This window comes from Parashewanella tropica (genome assembly GCF_004358445.1).
GTDB lineage: Bacteria > Pseudomonadota > Gammaproteobacteria > Enterobacterales > Shewanellaceae > Parashewanella > Parashewanella tropica.
The window spans coordinates 3,499,840-3,522,419 of the sequence record NZ_CP037951.1; the positions used below are offsets into that span (position 1 = coordinate 3,499,840).

The 22,580-nt window shown below is 41.1% G+C and carries 22 protein-coding genes; 6 read left to right on the forward strand and 16 right to left on the reverse strand.

Features of this window, described 5'->3' with window-relative positions:
* Positions 1-109 precede the first annotated feature (109 nt).
* The 4 genes from E2H97_RS15445 (at position 110) to E2H97_RS15460 (ending at position 4,604) form a co-directional block, all read left to right on the forward strand.
* Positions 110-1,906, forward strand: a complete 1,797-nt coding sequence (locus E2H97_RS15445) for a hypothetical protein (protein WP_133407961.1) — start codon at positions 110-112, stop codon at positions 1,904-1,906.
* Positions 1,907-1,997: 91 nt separating this feature from the next.
* Positions 1,998-2,531, forward strand: coding sequence for a DUF2878 domain-containing protein (locus tag E2H97_RS15450; protein ID WP_133407962.1), 534 nt, complete (start codon positions 1,998-2,000; stop codon positions 2,529-2,531).
* Between the two features lie 211 nt (positions 2,532-2,742).
* Positions 2,743-3,552 carry a hypothetical protein gene (locus tag E2H97_RS15455; RefSeq protein WP_133407963.1) on the forward strand — a complete coding sequence of 270 codons (810 nt, stop codon included), beginning with the start codon at positions 2,743-2,745 and terminating at the stop codon, positions 3,550-3,552.
* Positions 3,553-3,791: 239 nt separating this feature from the next.
* A complete protein-coding gene (locus E2H97_RS15460; RefSeq protein ID WP_133407964.1) occupies positions 3,792-4,604 on the forward strand; it encodes a hypothetical protein in 813 nt (270 codons plus the stop codon).
* A gap of 49 nt (positions 4,605-4,653) precedes the next feature.
* On the opposite strand, the gene E2H97_RS15465 is transcribed toward E2H97_RS15460, so the two are convergent.
* Positions 4,654-9,204 carry an ATP-binding protein gene (locus tag E2H97_RS15465; protein ID WP_133407965.1) on the reverse strand — a complete coding sequence of 1,517 codons (4,551 nt, stop codon included), beginning with the start codon at positions 9,202-9,204 and terminating at the stop codon, positions 4,654-4,656.
* 162 nt (positions 9,205-9,366) lie between these two features.
* On the opposite strand from E2H97_RS15465, the gene E2H97_RS15470 reads away from it, so the two are divergent.
* Entirely contained in the window at positions 9,367-10,278 is a 912-nt protein-coding gene (locus E2H97_RS15470; RefSeq protein WP_133407966.1) for a LysR substrate-binding domain-containing protein, read from the forward strand.
* A gap of 9 nt (positions 10,279-10,287) precedes the next feature.
* Complete coding sequence (locus tag E2H97_RS15475; protein WP_133407967.1) at positions 10,288-11,433, forward strand: hypothetical protein; 1,146 nt, start codon at positions 10,288-10,290, stop codon at positions 11,431-11,433.
* 12 nt (positions 11,434-11,445) lie between these two features.
* Here E2H97_RS15475 and E2H97_RS15480 read toward each other — a convergent pair whose 3' ends face one another.
* From E2H97_RS15480 to sseB, 15 genes are all read right to left on the reverse strand, one after another.
* Positions 11,446-12,309, reverse strand: a complete 864-nt coding sequence (locus E2H97_RS15480; protein WP_133407968.1) for a hypothetical protein — start codon at positions 12,307-12,309, stop codon at positions 11,446-11,448.
* Positions 12,310-12,341: 32 nt separating this feature from the next.
* The gene (locus E2H97_RS15485; protein ID WP_133407969.1) at positions 12,342-12,800 is read right to left on the reverse strand and encodes a hypothetical protein; all 459 of its coding nucleotides are present in this window, start codon (positions 12,798-12,800) and stop codon (positions 12,342-12,344) included.
* Positions 12,793-13,194: a hypothetical protein gene (locus E2H97_RS15490; RefSeq protein ID WP_133407970.1), complete on the reverse strand. Its 402-nt coding sequence runs from the start codon at positions 13,192-13,194 to the stop codon at positions 12,793-12,795. The genes E2H97_RS15485 and E2H97_RS15490 overlap by 8 nt, the downstream gene beginning before the upstream one ends.
* Positions 13,195-13,203: 9 nt before the next feature.
* Complete coding sequence (locus E2H97_RS15495; RefSeq protein ID WP_133408674.1) at positions 13,204-14,541, reverse strand: EscN/YscN/HrcN family type III secretion system ATPase; 1,338 nt, start codon at positions 14,539-14,541, stop codon at positions 13,204-13,206.
* A gap of 13 nt (positions 14,542-14,554) precedes the next feature.
* Positions 14,555-16,612 carry an EscV/YscV/HrcV family type III secretion system export apparatus protein gene (locus E2H97_RS15500; protein ID WP_133407971.1) on the reverse strand — a complete coding sequence of 686 codons (2,058 nt, stop codon included), beginning with the start codon at positions 16,610-16,612 and terminating at the stop codon, positions 14,555-14,557.
* A complete protein-coding gene (locus E2H97_RS15505; RefSeq protein ID WP_133407972.1) occupies positions 16,609-16,971 on the reverse strand; it encodes a type III secretion apparatus in 363 nt (120 codons plus the stop codon). Before E2H97_RS15505 ends, E2H97_RS15500 begins: the two co-directional genes overlap by 4 nt.
* 86 nt (positions 16,972-17,057) lie before the next feature.
* Positions 17,058-18,083 (reverse strand): TyeA family type III secretion system gatekeeper subunit, encoded by a 1,026-nt coding sequence (locus E2H97_RS15510; protein ID WP_133407973.1) that lies wholly within the window; start codon positions 18,081-18,083, stop codon positions 17,058-17,060.
* A gap of 23 nt (positions 18,084-18,106) precedes the next feature.
* Positions 18,107-18,820, reverse strand: a complete 714-nt coding sequence (locus E2H97_RS15515) for a type III secretion protein (protein ID WP_133407974.1) — start codon at positions 18,818-18,820, stop codon at positions 18,107-18,109.
* Positions 18,817-19,476, reverse strand: a complete 660-nt coding sequence (locus tag E2H97_RS15520; protein ID WP_133407975.1) for a type III secretion system domain-containing protein — start codon at positions 19,474-19,476, stop codon at positions 18,817-18,819. The genes E2H97_RS15515 and E2H97_RS15520 overlap by 4 nt, the downstream gene beginning before the upstream one ends.
* Before the next feature lie 29 nt (positions 19,477-19,505).
* The gene (gene sctJ / locus E2H97_RS15525) at positions 19,506-20,231 is read right to left on the reverse strand and encodes a type III secretion system inner membrane ring lipoprotein SctJ (protein ID WP_133407976.1); all 726 of its coding nucleotides are present in this window, start codon (positions 20,229-20,231) and stop codon (positions 19,506-19,508) included.
* Positions 20,228-20,587, reverse strand: a complete 360-nt coding sequence (gene sctI, locus E2H97_RS15530; RefSeq protein ID WP_133407977.1) for a type III secretion system inner rod subunit SctI — start codon at positions 20,585-20,587, stop codon at positions 20,228-20,230. Before sctI ends, sctJ begins: the two co-directional genes overlap by 4 nt.
* A 12-nt stretch (positions 20,588-20,599) precedes the next feature.
* Positions 20,600-20,905, reverse strand: a complete 306-nt coding sequence (locus E2H97_RS15535; RefSeq protein ID WP_133407978.1) for an EscG/YscG/SsaH family type III secretion system needle protein co-chaperone — start codon at positions 20,903-20,905, stop codon at positions 20,600-20,602.
* Positions 20,906-20,937: 32 nt separating this feature from the next.
* The gene (gene sctF / locus E2H97_RS15540) at positions 20,938-21,153 is read right to left on the reverse strand and encodes a type III secretion system needle filament subunit SctF (protein WP_121838954.1); all 216 of its coding nucleotides are present in this window, start codon (positions 21,151-21,153) and stop codon (positions 20,938-20,940) included.
* A 13-nt stretch (positions 21,154-21,166) separates the two neighbouring features.
* The gene (locus E2H97_RS15545; protein ID WP_133407979.1) at positions 21,167-21,865 is read right to left on the reverse strand and encodes a helix-turn-helix domain-containing protein; all 699 of its coding nucleotides are present in this window, start codon (positions 21,863-21,865) and stop codon (positions 21,167-21,169) included.
* A gap of 111 nt (positions 21,866-21,976) precedes the next feature.
* The gene (gene sseB / locus E2H97_RS15550) at positions 21,977-22,552 is read right to left on the reverse strand and encodes a type III secretion system translocon protein SseB (protein ID WP_133407980.1); all 576 of its coding nucleotides are present in this window, start codon (positions 22,550-22,552) and stop codon (positions 21,977-21,979) included.
* Positions 22,553-22,580 lie beyond the last annotated feature (28 nt).

Genomic DNA, 22,580 nt, shown 5'->3' on the forward strand with positions numbered 1-22,580 from the left:
ATATACGATTAATAATATTTTTAACGCGATCACAAATCATACAAACGACAGATTACAAGAAAAACTTGATCCCTATAATGAGCGGCTTTTCCGCCCAGTTAGAGTTTTTATGCAAATCTTAAAATATACAATGATTGCCGCCACCATTTCATTTTTGTGTGCTTGCGGTAGTGACAACAAGCCTTCAACACCGTCAAAGCCTACTCCACCGCCAGCCGCTGAAGCACTAACGGGTACATCGGCTATTGGTGCCCCAATTTTAGGACAGCTAGAAATTATTGATGCCAGCGGAAAAAAATATCAGCTTGTAACAACTAAAGAAGGTAAATTTGAGCAAAAAGCGTTGAAGCAAATTAAAGCACCTGCACTGCTCAAAGTGGTTGGTGCCGCAGCAGGCAAAAGTCATGTACTTTATTCACTTTTACTTGAAAACCAAAAACAAAATGGCATCGCGAATGTTACACCACTAACACAGTTAGTGATATCTCGCATTACAGCCAAATCGGCAGCTGACGTTTATACAAACTTTGAGGATTACAAAGCTGATTTTACTGCTGAAAAAGTTAATGAAGCGCAGCAAGAGTTAAAATCGGTATTAAGCACGCTTTTAAAAGCAGCAAAAGTCGATGCCGACTTTAATTTCTTATCTTCAAAATTTGATGCTAACTACACAGAATTTGATTCAGTGCTGGATTTATTGGATATCACCTTTTTAGCCGATAAAGCTATCGTCACTTATAAGCCGGATACTCAATTAAGCATCACTCTCAACTATAACGAAAACTGGGGTAACAAAACCTTAGTGGACGACTCAAAGCAAAATGAAGTGGCGCAAACGGCATCCTTCATCGCTAAAGCGGATAAAATTCTCGAAAGTATGCTGATTGAGCAAGACTCAGCAAAATATAAGACTTACCTACACCCTGATGCTAAGTGGTACGGTGAGACGACACCTGAAGGAATTTGGCAACAAAAAGAAGAAATCGTTGGTGAAGAAACCGATGCTATTGAACACTACCGAGATTTATCTCTTCTTGAAGTGACTGGTGATCAATATTTAGTAGCATTCACTGAGCATTTCCAGAAATCAAAATTTGCTAGTGGTGGGCGTGCTAGAGCTTGGTTTAGTAAAAATGCTGAAGGTAAAATTAAGTTCTTGGGGCAAAAACTAGACTTACCAGTTAATATTGCTCTGACGACTAAGTTGTCAATTAAGGCTAATGAAACAGATAAAACACCAACATTAGCGATTGGCGTTAATGGTTTCCCAAACTTGAATAAATGTAAGGCTATCCCTTCCAAATATGACAATGTGAGTTGGTTTGTGCCCGGTTTAAAATTGGTGGATATCAAAGACTATATTTCCACTTTCGATACTATCGAAATCACTGGTGAAGGCATTAATGACAAACTGGTTATTGATAAGATTTATAAAGAAGTAAAAGACGGCGAGATCACTGGATGTCATTTAGCAGCAAGCCAAGTGAAACAACCTTGGGGCGCGCTAAGAAGTTTAGTCATCGATGGTTACCCAGTTAGTGGAGGCATTAAAGATAATGCGAACTACACCATCAAATACATGAAAAACAATGAAGCGGTTTATGTTGAAACCTTATCTATTGGTAAAACCCATGCCGAAGGAGATGTATTAGCATTGCCTAAAATGGAAAAGCTAGACCGTGACGCTGGCAGCTTCAGCTATGAGTGGAAACCATCATCACCACTATGGATTGATACTGACATTTGGGTTTCTGATATTAACTCACCAGGTAGCCAACGCTTTGCCGTGAAAAAAGGCGAAACTAAAGTATCGTCAAAGTCACTGGATAAAATCGATTTTATCAATCATTCCATGTTTGATAATTACGGACGCAGCATCAGCTTGCAATACAGCTTTGCCAAATAGGCAACGCCAAACCGAGCAAAGGACAAAGTGATCCTTTGCTCAACACAAAGCGTAAGATACATAACTCCACAATTAAGGATGAGGTGTGGTTATGTTGTACAACCTATTAATATTCAGTATTTTGTGGCTAGCTTGTGTTGTGTTTGGCAACGCAGCCGTTCCCTTCGTCGTACTATTTTCAGTACTCTACTTTTTTAAAAACAAATCCATATTAGATCTTAATTTGATCTTATTTATCGTTGTCGTTGGTGGCTTGGCCGATAACATTCTTATGCATTTAGACGTGATCCAATATCGACATTACAGTGCTTTTGAACATAACAGTTCTGTGATCCCATTCTGGATGTGGGCTATTTGGCTCAGTTTCGCCATCAGTGTAAAACCATTTCTTCAATGGTTGTCTCAATCTGTATGGCTACAACTCCTGTTCGCAATCACCGCTCCAGCAACGGCTTATTTAATCGCCCAACAACTTGGCGCCATGAGTTTTTCATTTTCAAATGCCGAAATGTTTATGCTACTTGGTATGATCAGTTCAGTATTAATTCCGCTATTTACCGCCGTTCAAAAATGGAATGACGAAGATAGAATTTCCACTCAAAAACCAAGTCTGGTTAAAAGTTAGTGACTCTCCGGTCAATTCCCCCTTTTATATAAATGTCAAAGGGGGATTTTTTTGTTACTCGAAATACATGAAACCCTGATAAAGTCATACAATCACCTTTAAAATCTGTACGTTACTGTACACAAGATGATTAATTTGTTTTTATCTTTCATTCCGAATGCAAATTCTGCAACGCATAATGAGGCTTCCTTAACCCACATGAGTCACGATTATGGCTACCGAAGCTTCCTTAACTGCAGCTCCGCAACCCCCTCAAATTAATTGGCAAGCCCAGACTTCCGCAGATTATTTTGACCCAAATACAATGACTGTGAAGGAGTTTTCTCAACGCACTGGATTTAAAACAATCAGAAGTGAGCTACTTGCTCATTTAAATTCACTAAGTTCCACATTATCCGAAGGAGGCTTAGATCAAACAAAATTAGAGAAATTAGAGCGTTTAATTCAACTTGTTAAAGACGCACCTTCTGAAATTCAAGACCATACATTTGCAGCACTATTTGGTGAGTTTTGTGTAGAAATGACAAAGTTTGATCAGCTTTTTAATGACGGAACATTTGTTGAACATGATGGAATTAGCAAGTTTAAGTTACTAGAGCAACAAATTGATGATTTTAATATTGATAATCCACATCTAGCTAATGACTTAAAAAGAATAAACCAACAACTCAACACCTTAAATTTAGAGGCTCACCAATTTGAGGAACTATCAGAAAAAGCATTCAGAATGCTGACCCAGTCTGAAGACTTACAAGCAGCTATTATAGACAATTTAGATCAATTGCCTGATTTTAGTGAGTTTTCACCTAACCCAATAGATGACTACAGTCAGCAATTACAAGAACATAAAGATCAAAAGATCAAACAACATCAAGATCATTTAGCTTATGTATTATCTGATAGAATCGGATTCACACAATCTGAGACACCAGATACTCTACCTGTCTACTTTAATCCTCTAATACTACAACTTCTCAATTGTGTAAAAACCAACGTATTTCCTAATGGTGTGATTGTTTAAATCCATAAAAAATCCCCAACATTTGCTTGGGGATTTGCTTAATTGTATTGAAACCGACAATCACTTCTCATTTTCTCTACCCACAAGGATCTAGCAGAGAGACTTTTTATCACGATAGATAACCCTTTTAATATTAAAAGTTACTGTACGCATGAAGATTAATTAGTTTTTACATTTCATTTCGATTAGAACCTTAACTGAACATAATATGGTCACCTAAAATCACGCAAATCAATACTATGGCAGCAGAAGTTCTAGCTACGGGAAACCAATCACACACTTTGCAAAGTGCAACTCTAGTGACTCATTTTGACCCCACCCAAATGAATATTAGAGAATTTACCCAACGTCCAGAGTTCGCCACAATCAAATCAGAATTGCACTCGCAGTTAGGTACCTTGCAGTGCCTTTTATGGGGTCAGCCCTCAACTACAGATAAATTACAGTCATTAATATACATGTTAGAGTGTGTAGAAAATGCGCCAACGGGGGTTCCTGAAGCTCACTTCACCCAACTTTTTGGCGAGTTTTGCTTGCAATTGAAGAGCTTAGATGAACTCTCTAAAAATGATAGATATGTACAATACGGCAACATCAACAAAGCCGAAATCATTGAACTTCAATTTGCAGATTTCAATATTGAAAATCCGCATATAGTCAACGATCTAAAAAGGATGAACCAACAACTAACAACACTGGTTACAGAAGCCTACTTTTATAGTTCTTTATCAGATCAAGTTTTTGACTTGATTAGTACCTCACCAGCTTTAACAAGACTCATAGCTGAACAAGCTGAGCAGCTTCCCGAGCTAGCTGACTTGCCTTTCAGTGATGATGAAGCGAAAAATCGGGAAAAAGAGTATCATGCTGAAAAACTAAAGCATCATCAGCATCATTTAGCTTATATTTTATCGGCAAGAGTTGGATTCCCAGTACCTGACAAAACTGTTTACACAACAAACAAATACGATGAAGCTTTTATTCTTCAACTATTAAACTGTCTTAAAACTGAAGTACTGACTCATGACGTTTTAACCAAAATTGTCTCATAAAAAAATCCCCAGGCTAAGCTGGGGATTTCTCTTGTAAATAAGTAATGAATTACTCTTCTACCGGCGATACTACAAACATCAAGTCACCTTGTGAGATTTGCTGACCGTTAGTATTCAAAATACGCTCGATACGGTATTTCTTATCTTCTGGGTACAACACAGCATCTTTACGATTGAAGCTTGCCAAGTTCACTTGCGAGAACATCTTCATTGCTTCTGTTAATGCCAGAGTTTGATCGGCAGTAACAATGTCACCTTCTTCGACAAAGTTTGGCTCACCCGGCGCTGGAGAGGTATAGAAGATACCGGCACCTTGTGACAGTACTTTCAGCTCATTACTGTCACCAACACGTAGTGATTCAGTTGATACTCCAGCCGTTTCAGCTGCGGCTTCCATTTCTTCGATTAGAGCAGGAATGTCAAGCTCAGCCATTAGGCGAGGTAGATAATTAGTATCGTAAACACCTTGACGGAAAGTGTTGTCTTTCAGAATACGCTTCAACAATGGAATGTTGGTTGCGATGCCTTTGATCACCACTTGATCTAAGTACTCAATAAACTGATCAATCACTTGCTCACGGCTTTCACCACGCATGATCACCTGTGCAATCAAGCTATCGTAGTATGGTGATACTTCTTTATCGGTTGCTGCAATCGAGATGATTTCAATATCGTCACGCTCTGGGAAGTTACACTCAGTGATCATACCAGGGTTTGGTAGTAACTGAAGAACGCCTTCGCTGTCTAACGCCGCTTTTTCAGCCGTGATACGAAGTTCCATTGCATAGCCAACTTCTTTTGGCTCAAGTTCTGCAATTGAGTTACCCGCCGCAACATCAAACTGCGCGCTTACGATATCGATGCAAGAGGTTGCTTCGGTAACTGGGTGCTCTACCTGTAGACGAGTGTTCATTTCCATGAAGTACACTTCGTTGGCGTCTAGGTTATAGATAAACTCAACCGTACCTGCGCCCATGTAGTCCGTCGCATCACCAAGAGCACGAGTATAATCCATCACTTTCTGCTTCAATTCAGCAGGAAGCATGGTTGACTCAGACTCTTCAATCACTTTTTGGTTGTTACGCTGTACAGAACAATCACGAATACCCAGTACTTTAGTGTTACCGAACTTATCACGTAACAGCTGAACTTCGATGTGACGTAGTGAGGTTACGTATTTCTCTAGGTATAAGTCACCGTTACCAAAGGCTGCGGCTGCTTCGGTAGAGGTCTTTTGGAACAAGAAGATCATGTCTTCTGGTTTTTCAACGACCTGAATACCTTTACCGCCACCACCTTGTACGGCTTTAAGCAGCACTGGGTAACCGATTTCGTTAGCCACGTTCACCGCTTGCTCAGCGTTGTTCAAAATACCGTGAGATCCAGGTACTACTGGAACGTTTTGCGCTTGTGAAGTCTTAATCGCATTCGACTTGTTACCCATGGTCGTCATCGACAATACGCTTGGACCAACAAAGTTAACGCCATTGTTTACACAAAGTGCCGCAAACTGTGGGCTTTCAGATAAGAAACCAATACCAGGGTGTAGTGCGTCTACTTTTTCATATTCAGCTACTTTCAGTACTGAATACGCGTTTAGGTATGATTCATCAGAAGTATTACCGCCGATACAAACTAGCTTGTCGTTCTCTTTTAGCATTTCTGCTGGAACAGCGGTCATATCTGGATCTGACGCCACCAATACCACATTGATATCGTTGTCGTGTGCTTTACGGATAAGTTTAACCGCCGTACAACCACGAGCATGGATAAGGACTTTATCCATTGGCTTCATCAGTGCACGAGGATCGTCTTGCTCAATGGTTTCTTCTTCTGCTTGTACTTCTGGAACAAGCGTAGAGAACGCACTTGAGATAACGTCATTGATCTCTTGGCTAGGCAGTGGCATCAATGGGTCAATGCTTGTTAGCTGCGCATCTAATGTATCGCTGAATGGGTTACTTACTAGACCGTTCATCGCACCCGGTACTTTAGATAAGTAGTTCGATAGTGTTGAGGTTGATGGTAAGTAAGCAGGAACCACCATTTGACCCGCAAACGGCATGTTAGTACCAGATAGGTAATAAGTTTGCACTAATGGGTGAGTTACGAAACTTGCCTGTGCACCACCCGTACAGTCACCGTAACCGAACATCATCACAGGAAGTTCGTTATCACGGATAAATCGAGTAATACGGTCGTTTACTACAGCCATTGAGAATAGTGCCGCAGCACCTTCTTTTGTCTGCATACCACCTGAGCTGATAAAGCACACAACAGGAAGTTTACGCTTAGCACACTCAATCAATAGTGAGCTGAATTTCTCAGCACTCGCCATATCAAATGCACCTGCTTGGAATGCTGTGTTCGAAACCGCGACACCAACACGTTGCTTTTGACCATTATTGTCAAAGTCAGCCAAACCTGTGATCAAACCACAAGGGCGAATGCCTTTGTCTAATGCATCTTCAATCGATAAACGGAAACCTGGGAAGTTCAGTTGGTTTGCGGTCATCTTATCGGCATCAAGCTCATCAAACTGAGTGAAGAACTTACCAATAATGTTTTCCCAGCTCATCTTGCCAGAACGTTTTTCATCACGAAGTACTTTCTGGATAAGCAAGTCTTGATAACCCATGGTTAGGCGGTTCCAGAAGTCTTTACGACGACCGATACGCACTGGGTTAATCGCACCTGTATAAGCACTTTGATCGTTTTCACTGTCAAAGTATTCAGGCAATAGACGCTCGAAGAAGTAAGTTAGAATTACGAACAAACTGTCGTTCAATTGTGGGAAACCAACACTCTTCCAAGACTCTACGCGAGTCAATAGTTCAGCGCGGTTAGACTGAGACATAAAGTACTTCAGCCACTTGTAGAATTTGCTCTTATCGTTGGCAATATCTTGAGTCGAAATCGCTTTATCGATAGACGTATGCAGTAGGTTATCCACTGACGCACGAGACAAGCTCTTCGCCATCATCGCTTCTTTAGCGATAGAGGCTAGGTTAACTACAACATTGTCATACAAAGAGTTGAAAATAAGAATGTTGTAGCATTGCCAGATAAAGTCTTCACGCAGCTCATCATTAACCACTACATCAAGAACCGTTAACTGATTCAGCTCTGGCCAATCTTTTTGCGTTACGTCTGCGGGTAAGTTTTCTAGGTGCGCAATCAACCCTTTAAAGTTGTTTGCTGCATTACCTTTCCAACGGTGGTATAGCGACCAACCAATGTTGAACAATAACGCCTTACGCGCTTTTTTGTAGTTCTCTTTTGGCTCACCCAGAATCAAACGGGTGATCATGTTACGCTCTTCAGAGATCTCTTCACGCTTAGACGTGAACGTTCCCCAAAGTTTGTTTAACTCGTCGTCATAAACGATTTTATCTGGGCTAGATAACCAAGTTTGGAAAACTTTATCTTGCTCTTGTTGGATACGCGCCAGTAAGTCACCTTCAGGTACGCTCACTTTTGACAAGCGACCATACTCACCACCAGGGATAGAATGAATACGGCTACGAAGCGTTAGGTAACGTAAGTAACGATATGCACTACCAAATAAGTTAAGGTGCATGGTTGGGTTACTTGCGACTTCAAGCTCAGCGTTGTGCTCTAACGACTGTAGGCTATCCGATGGATTCAAGAAACGGTTTAATGAACGGTCATAGTGTTCACGTAAATCATCAGAATCGCGAACGAATTCAATCGCCGCTTTTTCTACCGCTTCAATCGAGCTGATAATAGCGCGGCGTAAGTTGTGCTGACGCTCATCTTTATCGAATGGTGTGAAATCAACGATGCCATCAATACAACCGTGACTGTATAGCTCTTCTGGAGATACACCCACAGACTTGGCACATTCTTGCCAAGACAAGTTGTATTTACGAGCAATGCTTTGCAAACCTTGTGGCTGAATGGTATTAAAAATACCATCACGCAGAGATAGAAGGATGTTGGCAGCCGCTAATGGGATCGCACCACCAGAGTATCCAGCACCGATAACAATACCTACCGTTGGTACGTCAACGTTGGCACTTTCTGCAATCGCTTTAGAGATTGAGTGTGCTTGATTTTGGCTGTTTGCCGCTTCACCTGCATCCGCTCCAGGAGTGTCAATCAGATAGACGATTGGCATCGACAGCTCTGCGAAGTGGCGGATTGCTTTACACGCTTCTAAGTGGTGCTCTGGCATCCAAGCGCCATTTGACGTGGTGCGCTCTTGAGCGATAAAACCAATACGGCGAGTGCGAGTACCAAAATGCAATTCTACTTCTGCACTGTAAAAAGGCCCTACTGATTTTTCGGTAACAATTTTACCTTTGAGATCCGCGATCATGCGCTTAGCGCCTGGGCGGTTTTTATCTTGGGTCGGTTGAATAACTTTACTGACGTATCCATCGACATCCAGTAAAGATAGGCTTTTTAAATTCGCCTGAATGCTGTCTTCATCAAGCAGCCCTTTCACTTCATCAGACAAGCTCTGCTTGCTGTGCTTTGGAAACAGTGAAAAGTCGTTGGCTAAATGCTCAGCCTTTAAAAAAAGTACGTCAGCACCTTGATTTTGCGTCGTTACCGGCTGTTTGTTGCTGGTCATCCTAAGATCCTCTGCTTATCCTAGCCTCTAGGTTTCTGAATTTGTGACACCCGTCATCAGAACCTGATTTTTTTATTAGGTTAAATATAACTTTTATCTATCTCAAATTGCCATTAAACTGACTTAGACGCTTTGTTCCAAATTTGAGACAGTGGTAAAAACATGCCTGATTTGAATGGGATGATGCTCTTTGCCGCCGTAGTTCGTGCTAAGGGTTTCTCACAAGCCGCCCGAGATACAGGGCTACCAAAATCAACCATTAGTCGTAAAGTTGCTCAACTCGAAGAGCAACTTGGAGTGCGATTATTACAAAGAGATACGCGCAATTTGAGCCTGACTCAAGTTGGGGCGCTGTTTTATCAGCATTGTGACAGTATCAGTCACGAAATCGAAGCAGCCAAAGCTACCATCGAAAACACCCATAATGATGTCTCTGGCTCATTGCGAATTGCCATCCCAGTTTCCTTCAGTCAGGAACTGATTGCCAACTTGGCAAGCGGATTTATGCGACTTTATCCTAATGTCACCCTAGATATCCAGTTTACAGACAACGATGTTGGACTGGTCGGAGAAGGTTACGACATCGCAATTAAATATGGACCGCTACAATCTTCAGACCTCGTTGCTCGACTTTTGTTCGAAAGACAACCGATTTTAGTTGCTGGCCCTGGATATTTAAAAACCAATGGTACGCCAGCAACGCCTGCGGAACTCTCTAATCATAAAGGCATTATGCTGGGCAGTTCTCGCTCTGTACCGATCTGGCCATTGGGCAAAGGCTCCCGAAAAACCATGGTTAGTTTTCAAAAGAAAGTAAGCGTGAACAGCACGACTATGGTAAAAAAACTGGCTATGGATGATTTTGGCATTGCGATGATTTCAAATACCAGCTGTAAAAAAGAACTCGCCAATGGCACTCTCATTCCCATTTTGCAAGAATGGCCGATTGAAGCCACTAAAATTTATGGCGTCTATTCTAGTCGTAGGCAACTGGCAACCAATATCAGTACTTTTTTAGACTTCTTCGCTAAACGTTTTTCTAGCCAAGAGTCATTACAAATTTTAATGAACTAAGGAACAGTCATGCTGCGTTATTTGCAATTGAGTTTAGCTGCGTTAGCCAGTTTTTCTATTAATGCTGCTTCACTTGATGTTGAAGAAACTAGGCTGACCAAAGCCAATCAGCAGATAGCTGAAGTAGTAAATCGCTATCAAACTAACCTTGATGCTTTTCAAGATGTATTATCTGAAAAAAACCAACTCATCTTAACTCACAAGATCACGCAGCAAGCTAAGCAACTCTGGCAACAGGCTGTATCTGATATTCGCTCAGGTCACCAAGATGACCGTAGCTTGTATTGGTCACGGCTTATAATGCGTAAACAGCTTAAACAATATCAACAGCAAGCTAAATGGCCTGACTGGCAACTAAAAGTCCTGCTTAATGGCGTTGAATCAGCCACAAGAGGAATAAGTGATGTCCATTTCGGTGAAAGTGTTGATATAAAAATCTTATTGACGGGGTTTGATCCTTTCTTTCTTGATAAGAACATCGCTCAGAGTAATCCATCTGGATTAACCGCTCTCGCTTTAGATGGCTTTCAATTTGAAGTGAATGGCAAAAAAGCTCAAATAGAAACCATGATGATCCCAGTGCGCTTTGCCGATTTCAATAAAGGGTTAATTGAATCTATCTTTACGCCAGCGTTCAGAGATAAAACAGCCGATATGATTTTTACCGTTAGTATGGGGCGTGAACATTTTGATTTAGAGCGATTTCCGGGTTTAAATCGCAGTGCAAAAGCACCGGGGAATTTAAATGTTTATACTGGAGCAACCAAAGAAAAACCGCTTGCTCCTCGTTTACAAAATCAAACTCTAAATGGTGCTCAATTTGTCGAATTTACTTTACCAGTAAAAGCCATGCAGTCCGTTTCAGGGAAATGGAAAGTGATTGATAACCATAAGGTGACAACATTAGAACGCGGAAAACATGAAGCAAAATCCTTACATGCTCTTCAACAACAGACTTCGGTTGAAGGTTCTGGTGGTGGTTATTTATCGAATGAAATTTCTTACCGTTCGATTCGATTGATGCAGCAATTTGATCATATTATTCCTGTAGGCCATATCCACACACCTCGTATCAAAGGTTATGAAGCCGATACCGAGAAACAAATTGTGGATCAAATACGTGAAATGATAAAAGCGGCAGCCGCAACACTTTAAATAAACCTAAGCTCAGATTAACTTTGCAATCAAGCCATCAGGACTTCTAAGTAGAGTAATATTTCCAAAGCTTTCTTTGTGAGACGCATCGGTTTGACGGCATAAACTCAGTTGCCCATGATTTACAAATTTGACAGGAATGCCATCTCCCTGTGCCATAGTACCAACATCAGCAAGGCTCAATGATACACTAGCAAGTTCAGCTAATAAGGGAGGGTAATGGAAATCAATTTCGGTAAGGACTTCTTCGATCACCATTACTTTTTCTTCAGAGTCAGGATCATCTTGCATTCGCACTTTAGCTAGAGGGCGTTGCCACCAAAGAATGGCTTGGCTTTGTTCAATGTCGGTTTCAGAATCCAACCAAAGACCATTACCAACCTCGGGGAGATCTGGTTGAGGTTGAGTTTGAGGAATATATCCCGCTATCAAACTCAATGAAACACTGGGTGAATCCGTAATACATGGTGCCCAGTGGGACACCATAGGTTGCCATTCATTAACTGGCCATCGAACTAAAACACAGCGAATACCATTAAGGGTCAATATTGGATATACATCCTGCTCCAAAGTATAACTGCTTGGCGTTTCCGATACTGACTCCACTAACCATTGCCCTACTACCTCAAAAATAGCAGCACTCATACAGGGAACAAAATCTTCGGGCAATTTGTCAAGAACCGATATCCCAGTATATTCAGATACCGATTTTTTCCAGTCAGAGAGAGGGATCCATATACCAATACCTTCTGCAAGATTTTGGTGCTGCCAAAACATGCCGTCACCACCAATAGATTTAATTTCTAAGCGGCAATTTTGCGCTTCAAGGCCTTTACCTATCGCTCGGCTTACTTCTAACAGTACGCTGCTTTCCATCAGTGTTCCTATGTTTATGATATTTAGCTTTTCTATTCTCTGGGCGCATGCACATGTATATGCACTTGATGCTTCCGACCTTGCAAATTTTCAACTATTTTAGGCATAGCATTTTTAATGGCTTTAGCGTGACGCTCATTTTTGGGGAATAAACTTAAGCGTATTCCACGTTTGTCATAATTTGCCTGAATAATAAGTCCAGTCATTGGGCCATTTAACAAGCGATAGCACAGCATGTCACCTTGCCTTGAAACCTCTGCACCGCCTAATTTACACACGCCGCCATCATGACTCAAAATCGACTTTGTGCTTTTAGTAATCCCCTTATTTTTATTTTCCATCTCAAATTCATCTTGTTTATGACGGAAGGGATTGAACAATTCCTTAAAGTGTCGTACTTCACGCGACTGTGGATCGGCCTTTTTCTCTTTTGTTTCATGCTCGCTTGAGTGGACATTCTCAGAACGATTGACGTTAATGGAGTTACTCATCACACACCGCCTGCAATTTTTCTTGATCCTTTACTAACTGTAGTACTTCTCGGTTAAGTTGCTCGATGGTGTTGTCAGTTTCATGAATTTCTTGCTGAATACTGACCACCTTTTCTGCCAACTCTCGCTCTTGTTGATATTGCTTTGCCTGCTGCAATTTGAATTCTGACAGTTCACTATGCCCTAATGATTCACTAGGTACGCTGCCATTTCTTATTTGTTCAATGAGATTATGGCGCTCACGTATTGTTTGTTGACGTTGTTCTTTTAGTTCTTGTTTTTGCTTCTTAACATCACTGATTTTACGTCGTAATTTACTTTCTTTTTGCGCCCGTATTTTTAAAATCTGTTTTATGGTGTTTTTATCTTTACCATTCAGTTCCGAATCTTTCATGGTATGGCCTTATCGCGATACCACTTGGACTAGCTGAGCTTGAGTCTCATCGTAAGAACTGTACTCATTCATATCCTGCTTTAAGAAATTCATGATTCCTGAGTGCAATGCAATGGCTTCATCGGTTTCAGGATCTTGCCCTGATTCATATTCCCCAACTCGAATAAGTAACTGTACTTCTTCATATTTAGCCAACATATCTCGCATTTTGGCCGCGGCTTGGCGCTGTTCAGGACTGACAATTTGATCCATTACACGGCTTACACTTGCGTTAATATCAATAGCAGGATAGTGGCCTGAACCAGCAAGCTTTCTTGATAAGACAATATGACCATCGAGCAAAGACCGAACTTCATCTGCGATGGGTTCATTCATATCATCCCCTTCTACTAGCACAGTATAAATGCCAGTAATACTTCCTACTTTGGCAGGACCTGCACGCTCAACCAGCGATGAAAGTTTTACGAATACACTAGGCGGAAAACCATTGGCAACTGCGGGCTCACCTGCGGCAAGACCAATTTCTCGGGCACTTCTAGCAAAACGAGTGAGCGAGTCCACCATCAGTAGGACATCTTTACCTTGATCGCGGAAGTATTCGGCAATAGTTGTAGCCGTTATTGTCGCTTTCATGCGTTCAAGTGGCGGCCTATCAGAAGTAGACACCACCATTACCGTTCGCTTTCGAGCTTCTGCTGAGAGGTTATATTCCATAAACTCTCGTACTTCACGTCCCCGCTCCCCGACTAAGGCTAATACAATGACTTCGGCTTCGCAGCTTGAGGCTATCATCCCTAGTAATGTTGATTTACCGCCCCCTGCGGCGGCAAAAATGCCAATACGCTGCCCAACACCACAAGCTAATGCGCTGTCTATTGCTCTCACTCCCATAGGTAAAACGTCTTTGATCAAGCTGCGACTAAGAGGATCGGGGGCTGCACCTTGATTATCTCGAATTTCGGAAGCTGAAATCTCACCATGTTCGTCAATAGGGCGACCAAGTCCATCTACAACTCGCCCAAGTAAACTATTTCCTAACGCAATTTGATGACCATGGCCTAACAGTTCGACAGGTTCATCAGTTTGCAAACCTGTGGTGGCATCAAATGGTGATAAAATGGCTTCGTCTTCTTTGACTGCAATAACTTCTGCGTGTAGATGCCCTGCAATCTCACACAAGTCTCCTTGATGTGCTCCTGCCAATGTTGAGCGTACGAGTGTGGCTCCAACTTCTTGTACTCGCCCAAAAAAACGTACTGCTGGTGCCATGCTTTCAATTTGGTATGGCTTAAAAAACAGCGCATCATCGATGGCTTTGACTAGAGTGGATTTCTTGGGTAATTGCATCACTTACCTCTCATTAAGCATTCATGGCTTCATCAAGGGCTTCACCCACAAGATCAACGTGATCCAATACCTTAATCTCCACATCATCACCTAACTCTTGGTATGACAATACAGGGGTATTAAACATATCTCTCTCGACAATTTTTCTTAGGTAACGACGAACATCCAGTGAGGTCAATAACGCACATTGCTGATTATCAGGTAATAAATCTTTTATGGCATTAAGGATAAGTTGAGTTTGAGCACTATTAAGTACCGAGTATGATCCCGCTGTGGATTGGCGAATAGATTCTCGAATTAGATTTTCAATGCCTTCACCAACCATAAGCGCAGATATCCAGCCTTGAGGAGTAGCAAATTTGCGTCTTATATGCCTTCTTAAGGCAATTCGTACATACTCGGTAAGCATGATGACATCTTTTTCTTTAGGAACCCATTCAACTAAGGTCTCAAAGATGGTCCGTAGGTCGCGAATAGAAATGCCTTCTTCGACTAAACGTTGAAGAATTTCCGCAACTTTACCTACCGAGAGTAAGCGCTGTAACTCTCGAATAAGCTCGCCATATTTATTTTCCATGGCATCCATTAGGAAACGCGTTTCTTGTACACCAATAAATTCACCAATATAACGGTCAACCACTTTGTTGATCAGACACGTTGGAATCGCTTCACCTTCAACAATCGTCAAATTTTGTTGCTTAGCTTCAGCAATTTGCGGCTCTTTTATCCAAAATAAATTTTGTCCATTAAATGCCATGGTTTCTTGTCTGGCTTCGATGTCGGTAAATGGTACATCGAGTAAGACTTCTTCAGGCTTAAGCTGAACTTGAAGTACAGGCTCTTGATATAAATGAATATCACATTGACCTTCAATGTCTTTTTTGACCACTTGCAGCTGAATTTCAGGTAAAGGAACACCTAATTTTTCAAATAATGCCCACCGTAAACGATGTAAGTTTTCTTTCATCCCCTGATGTGGAGTATCAGAGCCCAGATAAAGCATCAGTGGTACAGCACCAGGTTGCATTTTTGTATCATCAGAGGCTTCTTCGTCCCCTTCTGCAAACGGCACCGTTTCATCTCCGGCTTCACTTTGTTTTTGTTGCTTACGGCCTAACCACCAGGTGGTAAAAAAGGTCAGAAAACCAAGCGAACCAAATACCCACCAAGGAAAACCTGGGATCACTGCAAAAGTGATCATGACTATGCCTGCCATTTGTAATGATGATGGCTGCTTAGTGATTTGATTAACGACTTCTTTACCTAAATTTTGTCTAGATTCACCTGGCACTCGAGTTACAATCAAACCGGCTGTAATCGAGATAAGTAGAGAGGGAATTTGTGCTATAAGCCCATCGCCTACAGATAGTATTGAATATGTATTTACGGCTTCTGATGCCGTCATTCCCTTTTGAAGTACACCAACGGAAATACCACCAATGATGTTTGTGAAGATAACGATAATACTGGCAATCGCATCACCTTTTACAAACTTCATAGCACCATCCATTGCACCATAAAGCTGACTTTCTTTTTGTACTTTTGCTCTGAGCTTTTTGGCTTCTTTTGCGTCGATCATTCCTGCACGCATATCACCATCAATACTCATTTGCTTACCAGGCATGCCATCCAATGAGAAACGAGCTGAAACTTCTGCCACACGCTCAGAACCTTTGGTGATCACGATAAACTGAACAATGGTTATAATGGCAAAGATAATAATACCTACGGCCAAATTACCACCCACAACAAAATTACCAAAGGTAAATACGATTTCACCTGCATCGTGTTGAAGTAAGATCAAGCGACTGGTACTGATAGTTAACGCTAAGCGATATAAGGTGGTGACCAATAGCACTGATGGGAATACTGAAAATTCAAGTGGATCACGAATGTAAATTGCAATCATCAATAGCATGACAGATAAAGCTAGGTTTATGGCAATCAACAGATCAACCAAAGGCGTAGGCAGTGGAATGATCATCATAAATACCGCCACCATGAGCATGACAGCTAAAATAATGTCATGGCGTCCTGATATTTTATGAAGCCAGTTAGTGATCATGTTCATGAATCAGCTCCGTAACCAACCCTGTCTAAAAATTGTTGCTGCAACTTCAACATTTGAAACCAATCTCTCCCTTCGCTGCTTGTAGGACACAAGCAACTGATCATCAGTTTTTGTTTTATTGAAAACAACCGCTGCGGTACACCCATGAATATTTGAGGATGCCAACGAGCCAAACAGGGTTTTAAGTCCATAATTTGACCGTTTAATAGCCATGATGTCATCAATAAGCGTTCGTCTTTCATTTCCAACATCACGCCATAAGGCTCCCAGTGGTATTCCATTTGCTCATCAATGGTCACTGGCCACTTTTCAAGTAACTGAAACAATTCTTCCAACTTTCTGGATGAGCGCAGATCCATGATAAATATCAATGCCTATATGTATGGAAATTAAACACTTTCATAAGCTTAGGACTTCTCAGAGAAAATGATAAATATTTCGTCCATTATTCTTCATCGCACCATTTATCCAGCAAATCCATCATGGCATCTGCTACATGTGATTGCTGCTCAGGATCACGAAAACAAGTATTTGGAATTTGCAGTAATAAGTCTCGCCAACGCCTAAGGAAGCTGATCTGTCTTTCTTCATCTAATATCAATGGCTTGATTTTGCCTTCCAGCCATTCGGCATAAACCCAAGATTGTTCAATCAACTCCAAACTGATTGACAGCACATCAGCGGACTTTACTTCAAAAGCGCGAGCCAACACATTACAGTGCTCTTCAATACTCATAAAAATCAGTAACCGCCTTAAATCGTCGATCACAGTGACGATTTTCACCATGTCTGTGCCAGTGTTGTCCTCATTCAAAGAATTAGACAAGGCTCTGAGTAATACTCGTATCCTTTTACGTCTATCAGGCATATCTTTTAAATGGCTAAACCACTTTGCTAACCCAGCCTCTCCATGCTCTGCACGCTGGTAAAGACTTTTTAAACTTTCGAGTCCAGCTTGATCCAGTGGCAAGCCTTCCATTGCAGCAATCAAGGCCAGTTCGGCACCTTCTTCGGACAGTAATTCTTGAAGCTTTTTCCTTAGCTTTTCTTTTACTTGATTACTCATTTCTCCTGATGAGATAACGGTTGCTAGCAATAACATGACATTGCCTGCATCCATTTTCATTTGGCCTACTTTTGCCAAGATGGCATCACCATCATTTAATGCAGCTAATTCACTGGCTAAGGTCGCCATACCCTCTGCTTGTTCGCCTTCTAAGTTAGCGACTAACTCTTCGAGAGTATTTAAGCGAGTTTCGTCTTTTTGATTTTTACTGGAGAGTTTTTTTAGAAAATTACTTGCACCTAAGCCAATATCATCCATGGCTTCCTGCATGGATTCAGCTTGAACTTCAGCAAATTCAGCAGCCGCTAAGGCCGCTGTATTATGGGCAGGATGCACTTGACCGTTAACTGATTGGTTTTCAGTTTGAGTGTTTAGGTTTACGGTATTAGCACCATCAATTCTCATAGAGGCGTTGTCCTAAATTTCATTTAAGATTCAGCTTGAATCTCACTCTCTTGAGGTTGAGCTTCTTGCTCCTCCTTAGGCTCGTCATGGTGTTCAGTGGCCGACTTACTAATAAACACCTCTAATAAGGTCGATAAGTGCTGCTCTAAATCAATTCGAGCAGTTAGGGCTTTTGAGTGTAGCTCTGCACAACCTGCCCCTAAATGAGGATCGACTTTAATTGTGAATGTATCACTTAATAGCTCGGATAACTTAGGCTCATCTTCCGCGGACACTGATAAGGTCAACACACCTTCTCCTACTTTTTCCACAACTTCTTGAGTCAGCCTTTGCGCTATCAATGTTGTATTTTCCTGCTCACCGGCCCATTGAGTGATAACCCTTTGGATCTGCTCAGCAATTTTAGGCTGTAAGTCGTGTAATAGTTGTTCAGTAAACTCAGCTTCATCTTTTACCCACTGCACCACTTCAGCAATAACGCTTTCTTGAGCTTGTTGCTGCCACTGTTCTAAGTTTTCTTGTGCTTGTAATTCAGCTTGTTTTAGCAGCTGTTCTGATTCAGCTCTAGCTTGCTCTCGTTGTTGATGGGCCTGTTGAAGCGCGTCTTGTATACGCTCTTTCACTTGCCTTTCCATATCTTGCAATTCAACAGACTGTTGCAATGACTCTGCTGTGACGAGTCGACTTTCACTTCGTAATACTTCACATGGTTCAACATTGATCATAAAGGCACTCATAGTAGACGCTCCAATCGAGTTAACCAGCGTGACATGCTTATAGACTGTTTATCTAATGCTTTTAGTTGCGCAGTTAATGGTTTTGACAACTGCTCAGTATCCGTTGCAGGAAAAGTCATTAATAGGGCTCTCCATACAATGCTGTCTGTAAGTTCTTTTGAAAATTGAATGACGGCAACTTGTAATGCTGTTTTTACGATATCTTTCTCCGCGATATCGTTTATCACGGGTTTTAACTTAGAGGTCGGACGCTGAGGCCAAAGAGCCCATGCTTGTTGTATTTGCTCTGGCGCTAATACTGTTTGCAAAACTTCGCGATAGGATTTAAGAGATAAATAATCAGGACTGTTTAAACTATAAAGACCTAACACCAGTAGTAATTCAGTAAGCTTGTCTTTTCTTTGTATGAGTAAATTATCTTGTTCATTGAGTTTGGTAGGCATGGGCTCATCAATCAACCCTGCACGACTCACTATCATTGTTTCAATACGATGCCCTAGTGTTGAGTGAGGCTGATATTTTCCTTGCCACGCTTGTACGCCAAGCTTTTGCCACCAACTAGGGTGCATGTTCGCCATTGGGCGCCAAATTAATTCAAAGCACTGGCGTAAAGCTAAACCAGTGTCACTCGTTGATGAAAAAAAATCCTCACTCATCACGCACCCTTAAGTTCTCAGTCAGGCCGCTAAGACCTTCTTCGTATCCACATAACCCCAACTAGACTCAGCAAGAAAATCAATGACAAACCAATAACGGCTGGCATTTTATTTTCTTCTATAACAGAGACAACTTCTGACCACATATCCTCGTCTTTAAGAGGTGGAGCAGACTGATAGCCGTAATTGGCCGCTTGCAAGAACACAGTTATGCGTTCGTAACTTAAACCAGGTACAGCATTTTGAACCAAACTTTTAATCTCATTTTCTTGAGTCGATAAATTAGCCTGTGGAGAATACTTGATGTAAACCGAAGCTGATTTTTGCTGCTGGGTTTGAAATTGGTCTTCTTGAGTCGGCTCAGCGATTGAAACTCTGGCACTGATCACCCCTTCAATATTGGATAAAGTTCGTTCCAGTTGCTGCTCTTTTAAGAAAGCAATTTTTGCTTCTTCTTGAGCTGGCGAAGTAACCAATTGACCCGATGGAAATAAATCCTCAATGTTGGCATATTTGGGCCTTGGTAAACCATTTTGCCTTAATAACGCCACAGCATTGATGAATTTGTGTTCATCAATCATCAAGGTAGCCATACCCGATTTATCGTCAATCTTTGTCGTAGCACCAATATCATTCAACCTCAACAAGGCCACCATTTGGTTCGCCTCTTCCTGAGATAAATTACGATAAAGCTCAACTTTACATCCAGCGAGTACAAGAATAAGCGGTAAAAGTAATAAAAATCGAATTCTCATTGCATGCTCGCCAACTTGTTGATGGATTGAGATAATGAACCCGCTATTTTGGCAAATAAATCAACCTCAATAACGGCTTTTGTAATGTGACGCTGCCCTTCTAAAGCGGCAAGTGGCGACATGCTGTGCCCTAACTTATTAGCTTGAAGTGGATCTGGATTACCCAATTTATTGATCAGCTCGTTGTCATTTCCATTCGCTTCTAATTGAGCGGCTTGCTTTAAATCACCTGAGCCCATATTTAGTAATTCTTGAAATTTAGCCGCAAGCTGGTGATTAGCTTTTGGTTCATCCTTTGTAAGCTGTTTATTTTTATTGATTTCAGCAAGTTGTCTTATTGTTTCTAAGTTAGGCATGTTTACCTCCTATCACTCAGATAAAGTGGTAATCTGCTGATTTAACGCAACATCTTTACCTGAGTTGTTCATCCTTGAACCTGAGAAAATAACGTATAAAGCTTTGCCAGAATCACTATTACAAGCTTGTAATTGCTCTAGCGCCCCTGAAACATCATTTAGTGCAAAATAAATAATGCTAGTACAAATGCGCCTATCTTCCTCATCTTCGATCAGATCAGGAAACACTTTAACAATGGCATAAGACTCTTTTTCTAAGCCATGATTTGCAGCAGCAAGTGCGGCTTCTACCAGCAATTTTTTGTGTTCACTTTCCATAATCAACTGTTATTCCTAACTATTGTTAATGATCAAATTTTGGCGATAATGCCTTGGATCATGTCTTTAATTGATTTGATGATGGCACTCTCATAGCCGACAAAATTGGAATATTGTTGGATCGCGAATTGAGCCTTTAGCATTTTATCTGGGTCATTAATGTCCCCAGATTGCATATTGCCTTGAATGTCTTTTGCTGACTGTGCAGACATTTCAGACAACTGACTGACTACCGTACTTAAGTCCATATTTAGTACTCCTTTAATTCACGCTACTTCTAAGTGTAGTTGGACAACAGGAATATCGCTTTTTAAATGCATCGGTAAAATGTGCGTGATTACTAAAGCCACTGTCTAAAGCAATATCAGCGATTTTTTTGTCGGTTCCTAACAACTGCTGCCTAGCAAAACTAAGCCTCCTATCTTGCAACCACTTTTTGGCCGAGACGCCATAGTTCTTATAAAAGATAAAATTGAGTTTCCTCACATCTACGTTTAAATCTTCAGCAAAGCGATTAACAGGCCAAGGCCTCATAAAATTAGTTTCTATATAACGCAATACTTCATCGTTATAAGCTAAAAAGTATCTGAATAAGATAGAGAAATAAGCTTTGTCCATGCTAAGGCAATAAATGAATACAAACTTCATTAGCATTTCACGGTTAGAAATGAGCTGCTCAAACACTTTAACTAGATTCTGGTATACAGGAATTACTTTTATTTCATCTACCTTGAAGTGCTTCAACTCATTGTTTGTATCAATCAGCTCTGATACTTCGTTATAGAGAGCGTGTAATTCTCCCGGATAGCAAAATACACTCAACCAGCAATCACGACTGATTGCTGATGCTCTTACATCTTCAGAAGTCACAATGAGTTGATTGGCTTCAATCTCAAGAACTTCCTCCCCACGATGTAACTTTCCTGGTTGCTTAAAAAGCAGTATTTGGATCGCGCTCATGCAACAAGCCTTTCCTCATCAATTGAAACTATCTTATCTTTGAGTGTAATTAAGCTGAACGAGCGCGATAATCAGGTAAACCCCTGATTTTAGTTATTGGTGTTGATATTATTAGCGAATATTCTGGGCGATACTTTTATTCATCTCTGAAAGTAAAGTTTGCATGCTATTGATTAAGCTAACGAGCACGTTATAAGTTTGCAGAATTTTTTGCAGTTGTAACTGTTGCTGAGAGACAAAATCTGAAGCTTTATTTGAAGCGGTATCAAGGGCGTTTTTAACGGCTGTTAACTGGGTATTGTTAAGCTTGCCACCGTGTTTTTTAATATAATCGTCAATGCCCATTCCATCTACGGTAAGGTTAGCTTGGCGAGCAAAATCTAAAATATCAGGTTGTAAAGCAACGGTAGCATCGCTACCTTGATGACTGAGATCCGAAATTTGTTCATCAACTTCGTTAGACATCGTATGTGCATCACGAGAGAAATTGGCTTTAGCCGTGAGCATTTTGTATTTGTCATTAGCCTGTTCAGAAAACATGTTCATGTTGTTGTAAAGGGTATTAATACCATTCGAAAAGACAGAATCCCCGCTAAGGGTGGCTCCACCATCAAAGTGATCCGACTCTGATTGTTCAAAGCTTGTTTTTAATGCGCCTCCAAGGCCACTAATATTATTCGTCCCCATACCCCATCCTTAGGCATTTACGCTACTG

Coding starts and splice junctions, on each gene's coding strand:
- E2H97_RS15470 (WP_133407966.1), top strand. CDS start 9,367: ATGCCTGATTTGAATGGGATGATGCTCTTTGCCGCCGTAGTTCGTGCT.
- E2H97_RS15515 (WP_133407974.1), bottom strand. CDS start 18,820: ATGAGTGCCTTTATGATCAATGTTGAACCATGTGAAGTATTACGAAGT.
- sctJ (WP_133407976.1), bottom strand. CDS start 20,231: ATGAGAATTCGATTTTTATTACTTTTACCGCTTATTCTTGTACTCGCT.
- E2H97_RS15465 (WP_133407965.1), bottom strand. CDS start 9,204: ATGACCAGCAACAAACAGCCGGTAACGACGCAAAATCAAGGTGCTGAC.
- E2H97_RS15520 (WP_133407975.1), bottom strand. CDS start 19,476: ATGAGTGAGGATTTTTTTTCATCAACGAGTGACACTGGTTTAGCTTTA.
- E2H97_RS15500 (WP_133407971.1), bottom strand. CDS start 16,612: ATGAACATGATCACTAACTGGCTTCATAAAATATCAGGACGCCATGAC.
- E2H97_RS15505 (WP_133407972.1), bottom strand. CDS start 16,971: ATGGATCTGCGCTCATCCAGAAAGTTGGAAGAATTGTTTCAGTTACTT.
- sctI (WP_133407977.1), bottom strand. CDS start 20,587: ATGCCTAACTTAGAAACAATAAGACAACTTGCTGAAATCAATAAAAAT.
- E2H97_RS15535 (WP_133407978.1), bottom strand. CDS start 20,905: ATGGAAAGTGAACACAAAAAATTGCTGGTAGAAGCCGCACTTGCTGCT.
- sctF (WP_121838954.1), bottom strand. CDS start 21,153: ATGGACTTAAGTACGGTAGTCAGTCAGTTGTCTGAAATGTCTGCACAG.
- E2H97_RS15460 (WP_133407964.1), top strand. CDS start 3,792: ATGGCAGCAGAAGTTCTAGCTACGGGAAACCAATCACACACTTTGCAA.
- E2H97_RS15495 (WP_133408674.1), bottom strand. CDS start 14,541: ATGCAATTACCCAAGAAATCCACTCTAGTCAAAGCCATCGATGATGCG.
- E2H97_RS15480 (WP_133407968.1), bottom strand. CDS start 12,309: ATGGAAAGCAGCGTACTGTTAGAAGTAAGCCGAGCGATAGGTAAAGGC.
- E2H97_RS15545 (WP_133407979.1), bottom strand. CDS start 21,865: ATGAGCGCGATCCAAATACTGCTTTTTAAGCAACCAGGAAAGTTACAT.
- E2H97_RS15450 (WP_133407962.1), top strand. CDS start 1,998: ATGTTGTACAACCTATTAATATTCAGTATTTTGTGGCTAGCTTGTGTT.
- sseB (WP_133407980.1), bottom strand. CDS start 22,552: ATGGGGACGAATAATATTAGTGGCCTTGGAGGCGCATTAAAAACAAGC.
- E2H97_RS15445 (WP_133407961.1), top strand. CDS start 110: ATGCAAATCTTAAAATATACAATGATTGCCGCCACCATTTCATTTTTG.
- E2H97_RS15455 (WP_133407963.1), top strand. CDS start 2,743: ATGGCTACCGAAGCTTCCTTAACTGCAGCTCCGCAACCCCCTCAAATT.
- E2H97_RS15490 (WP_133407970.1), bottom strand. CDS start 13,194: ATGAAAGATTCGGAACTGAATGGTAAAGATAAAAACACCATAAAACAG.
- E2H97_RS15485 (WP_133407969.1), bottom strand. CDS start 12,800: ATGAGTAACTCCATTAACGTCAATCGTTCTGAGAATGTCCACTCAAGC.
- E2H97_RS15510 (WP_133407973.1), bottom strand. CDS start 18,083: ATGAGAATTGATGGTGCTAATACCGTAAACCTAAACACTCAAACTGAA.
- E2H97_RS15475 (WP_133407967.1), top strand. CDS start 10,288: ATGCTGCGTTATTTGCAATTGAGTTTAGCTGCGTTAGCCAGTTTTTCT.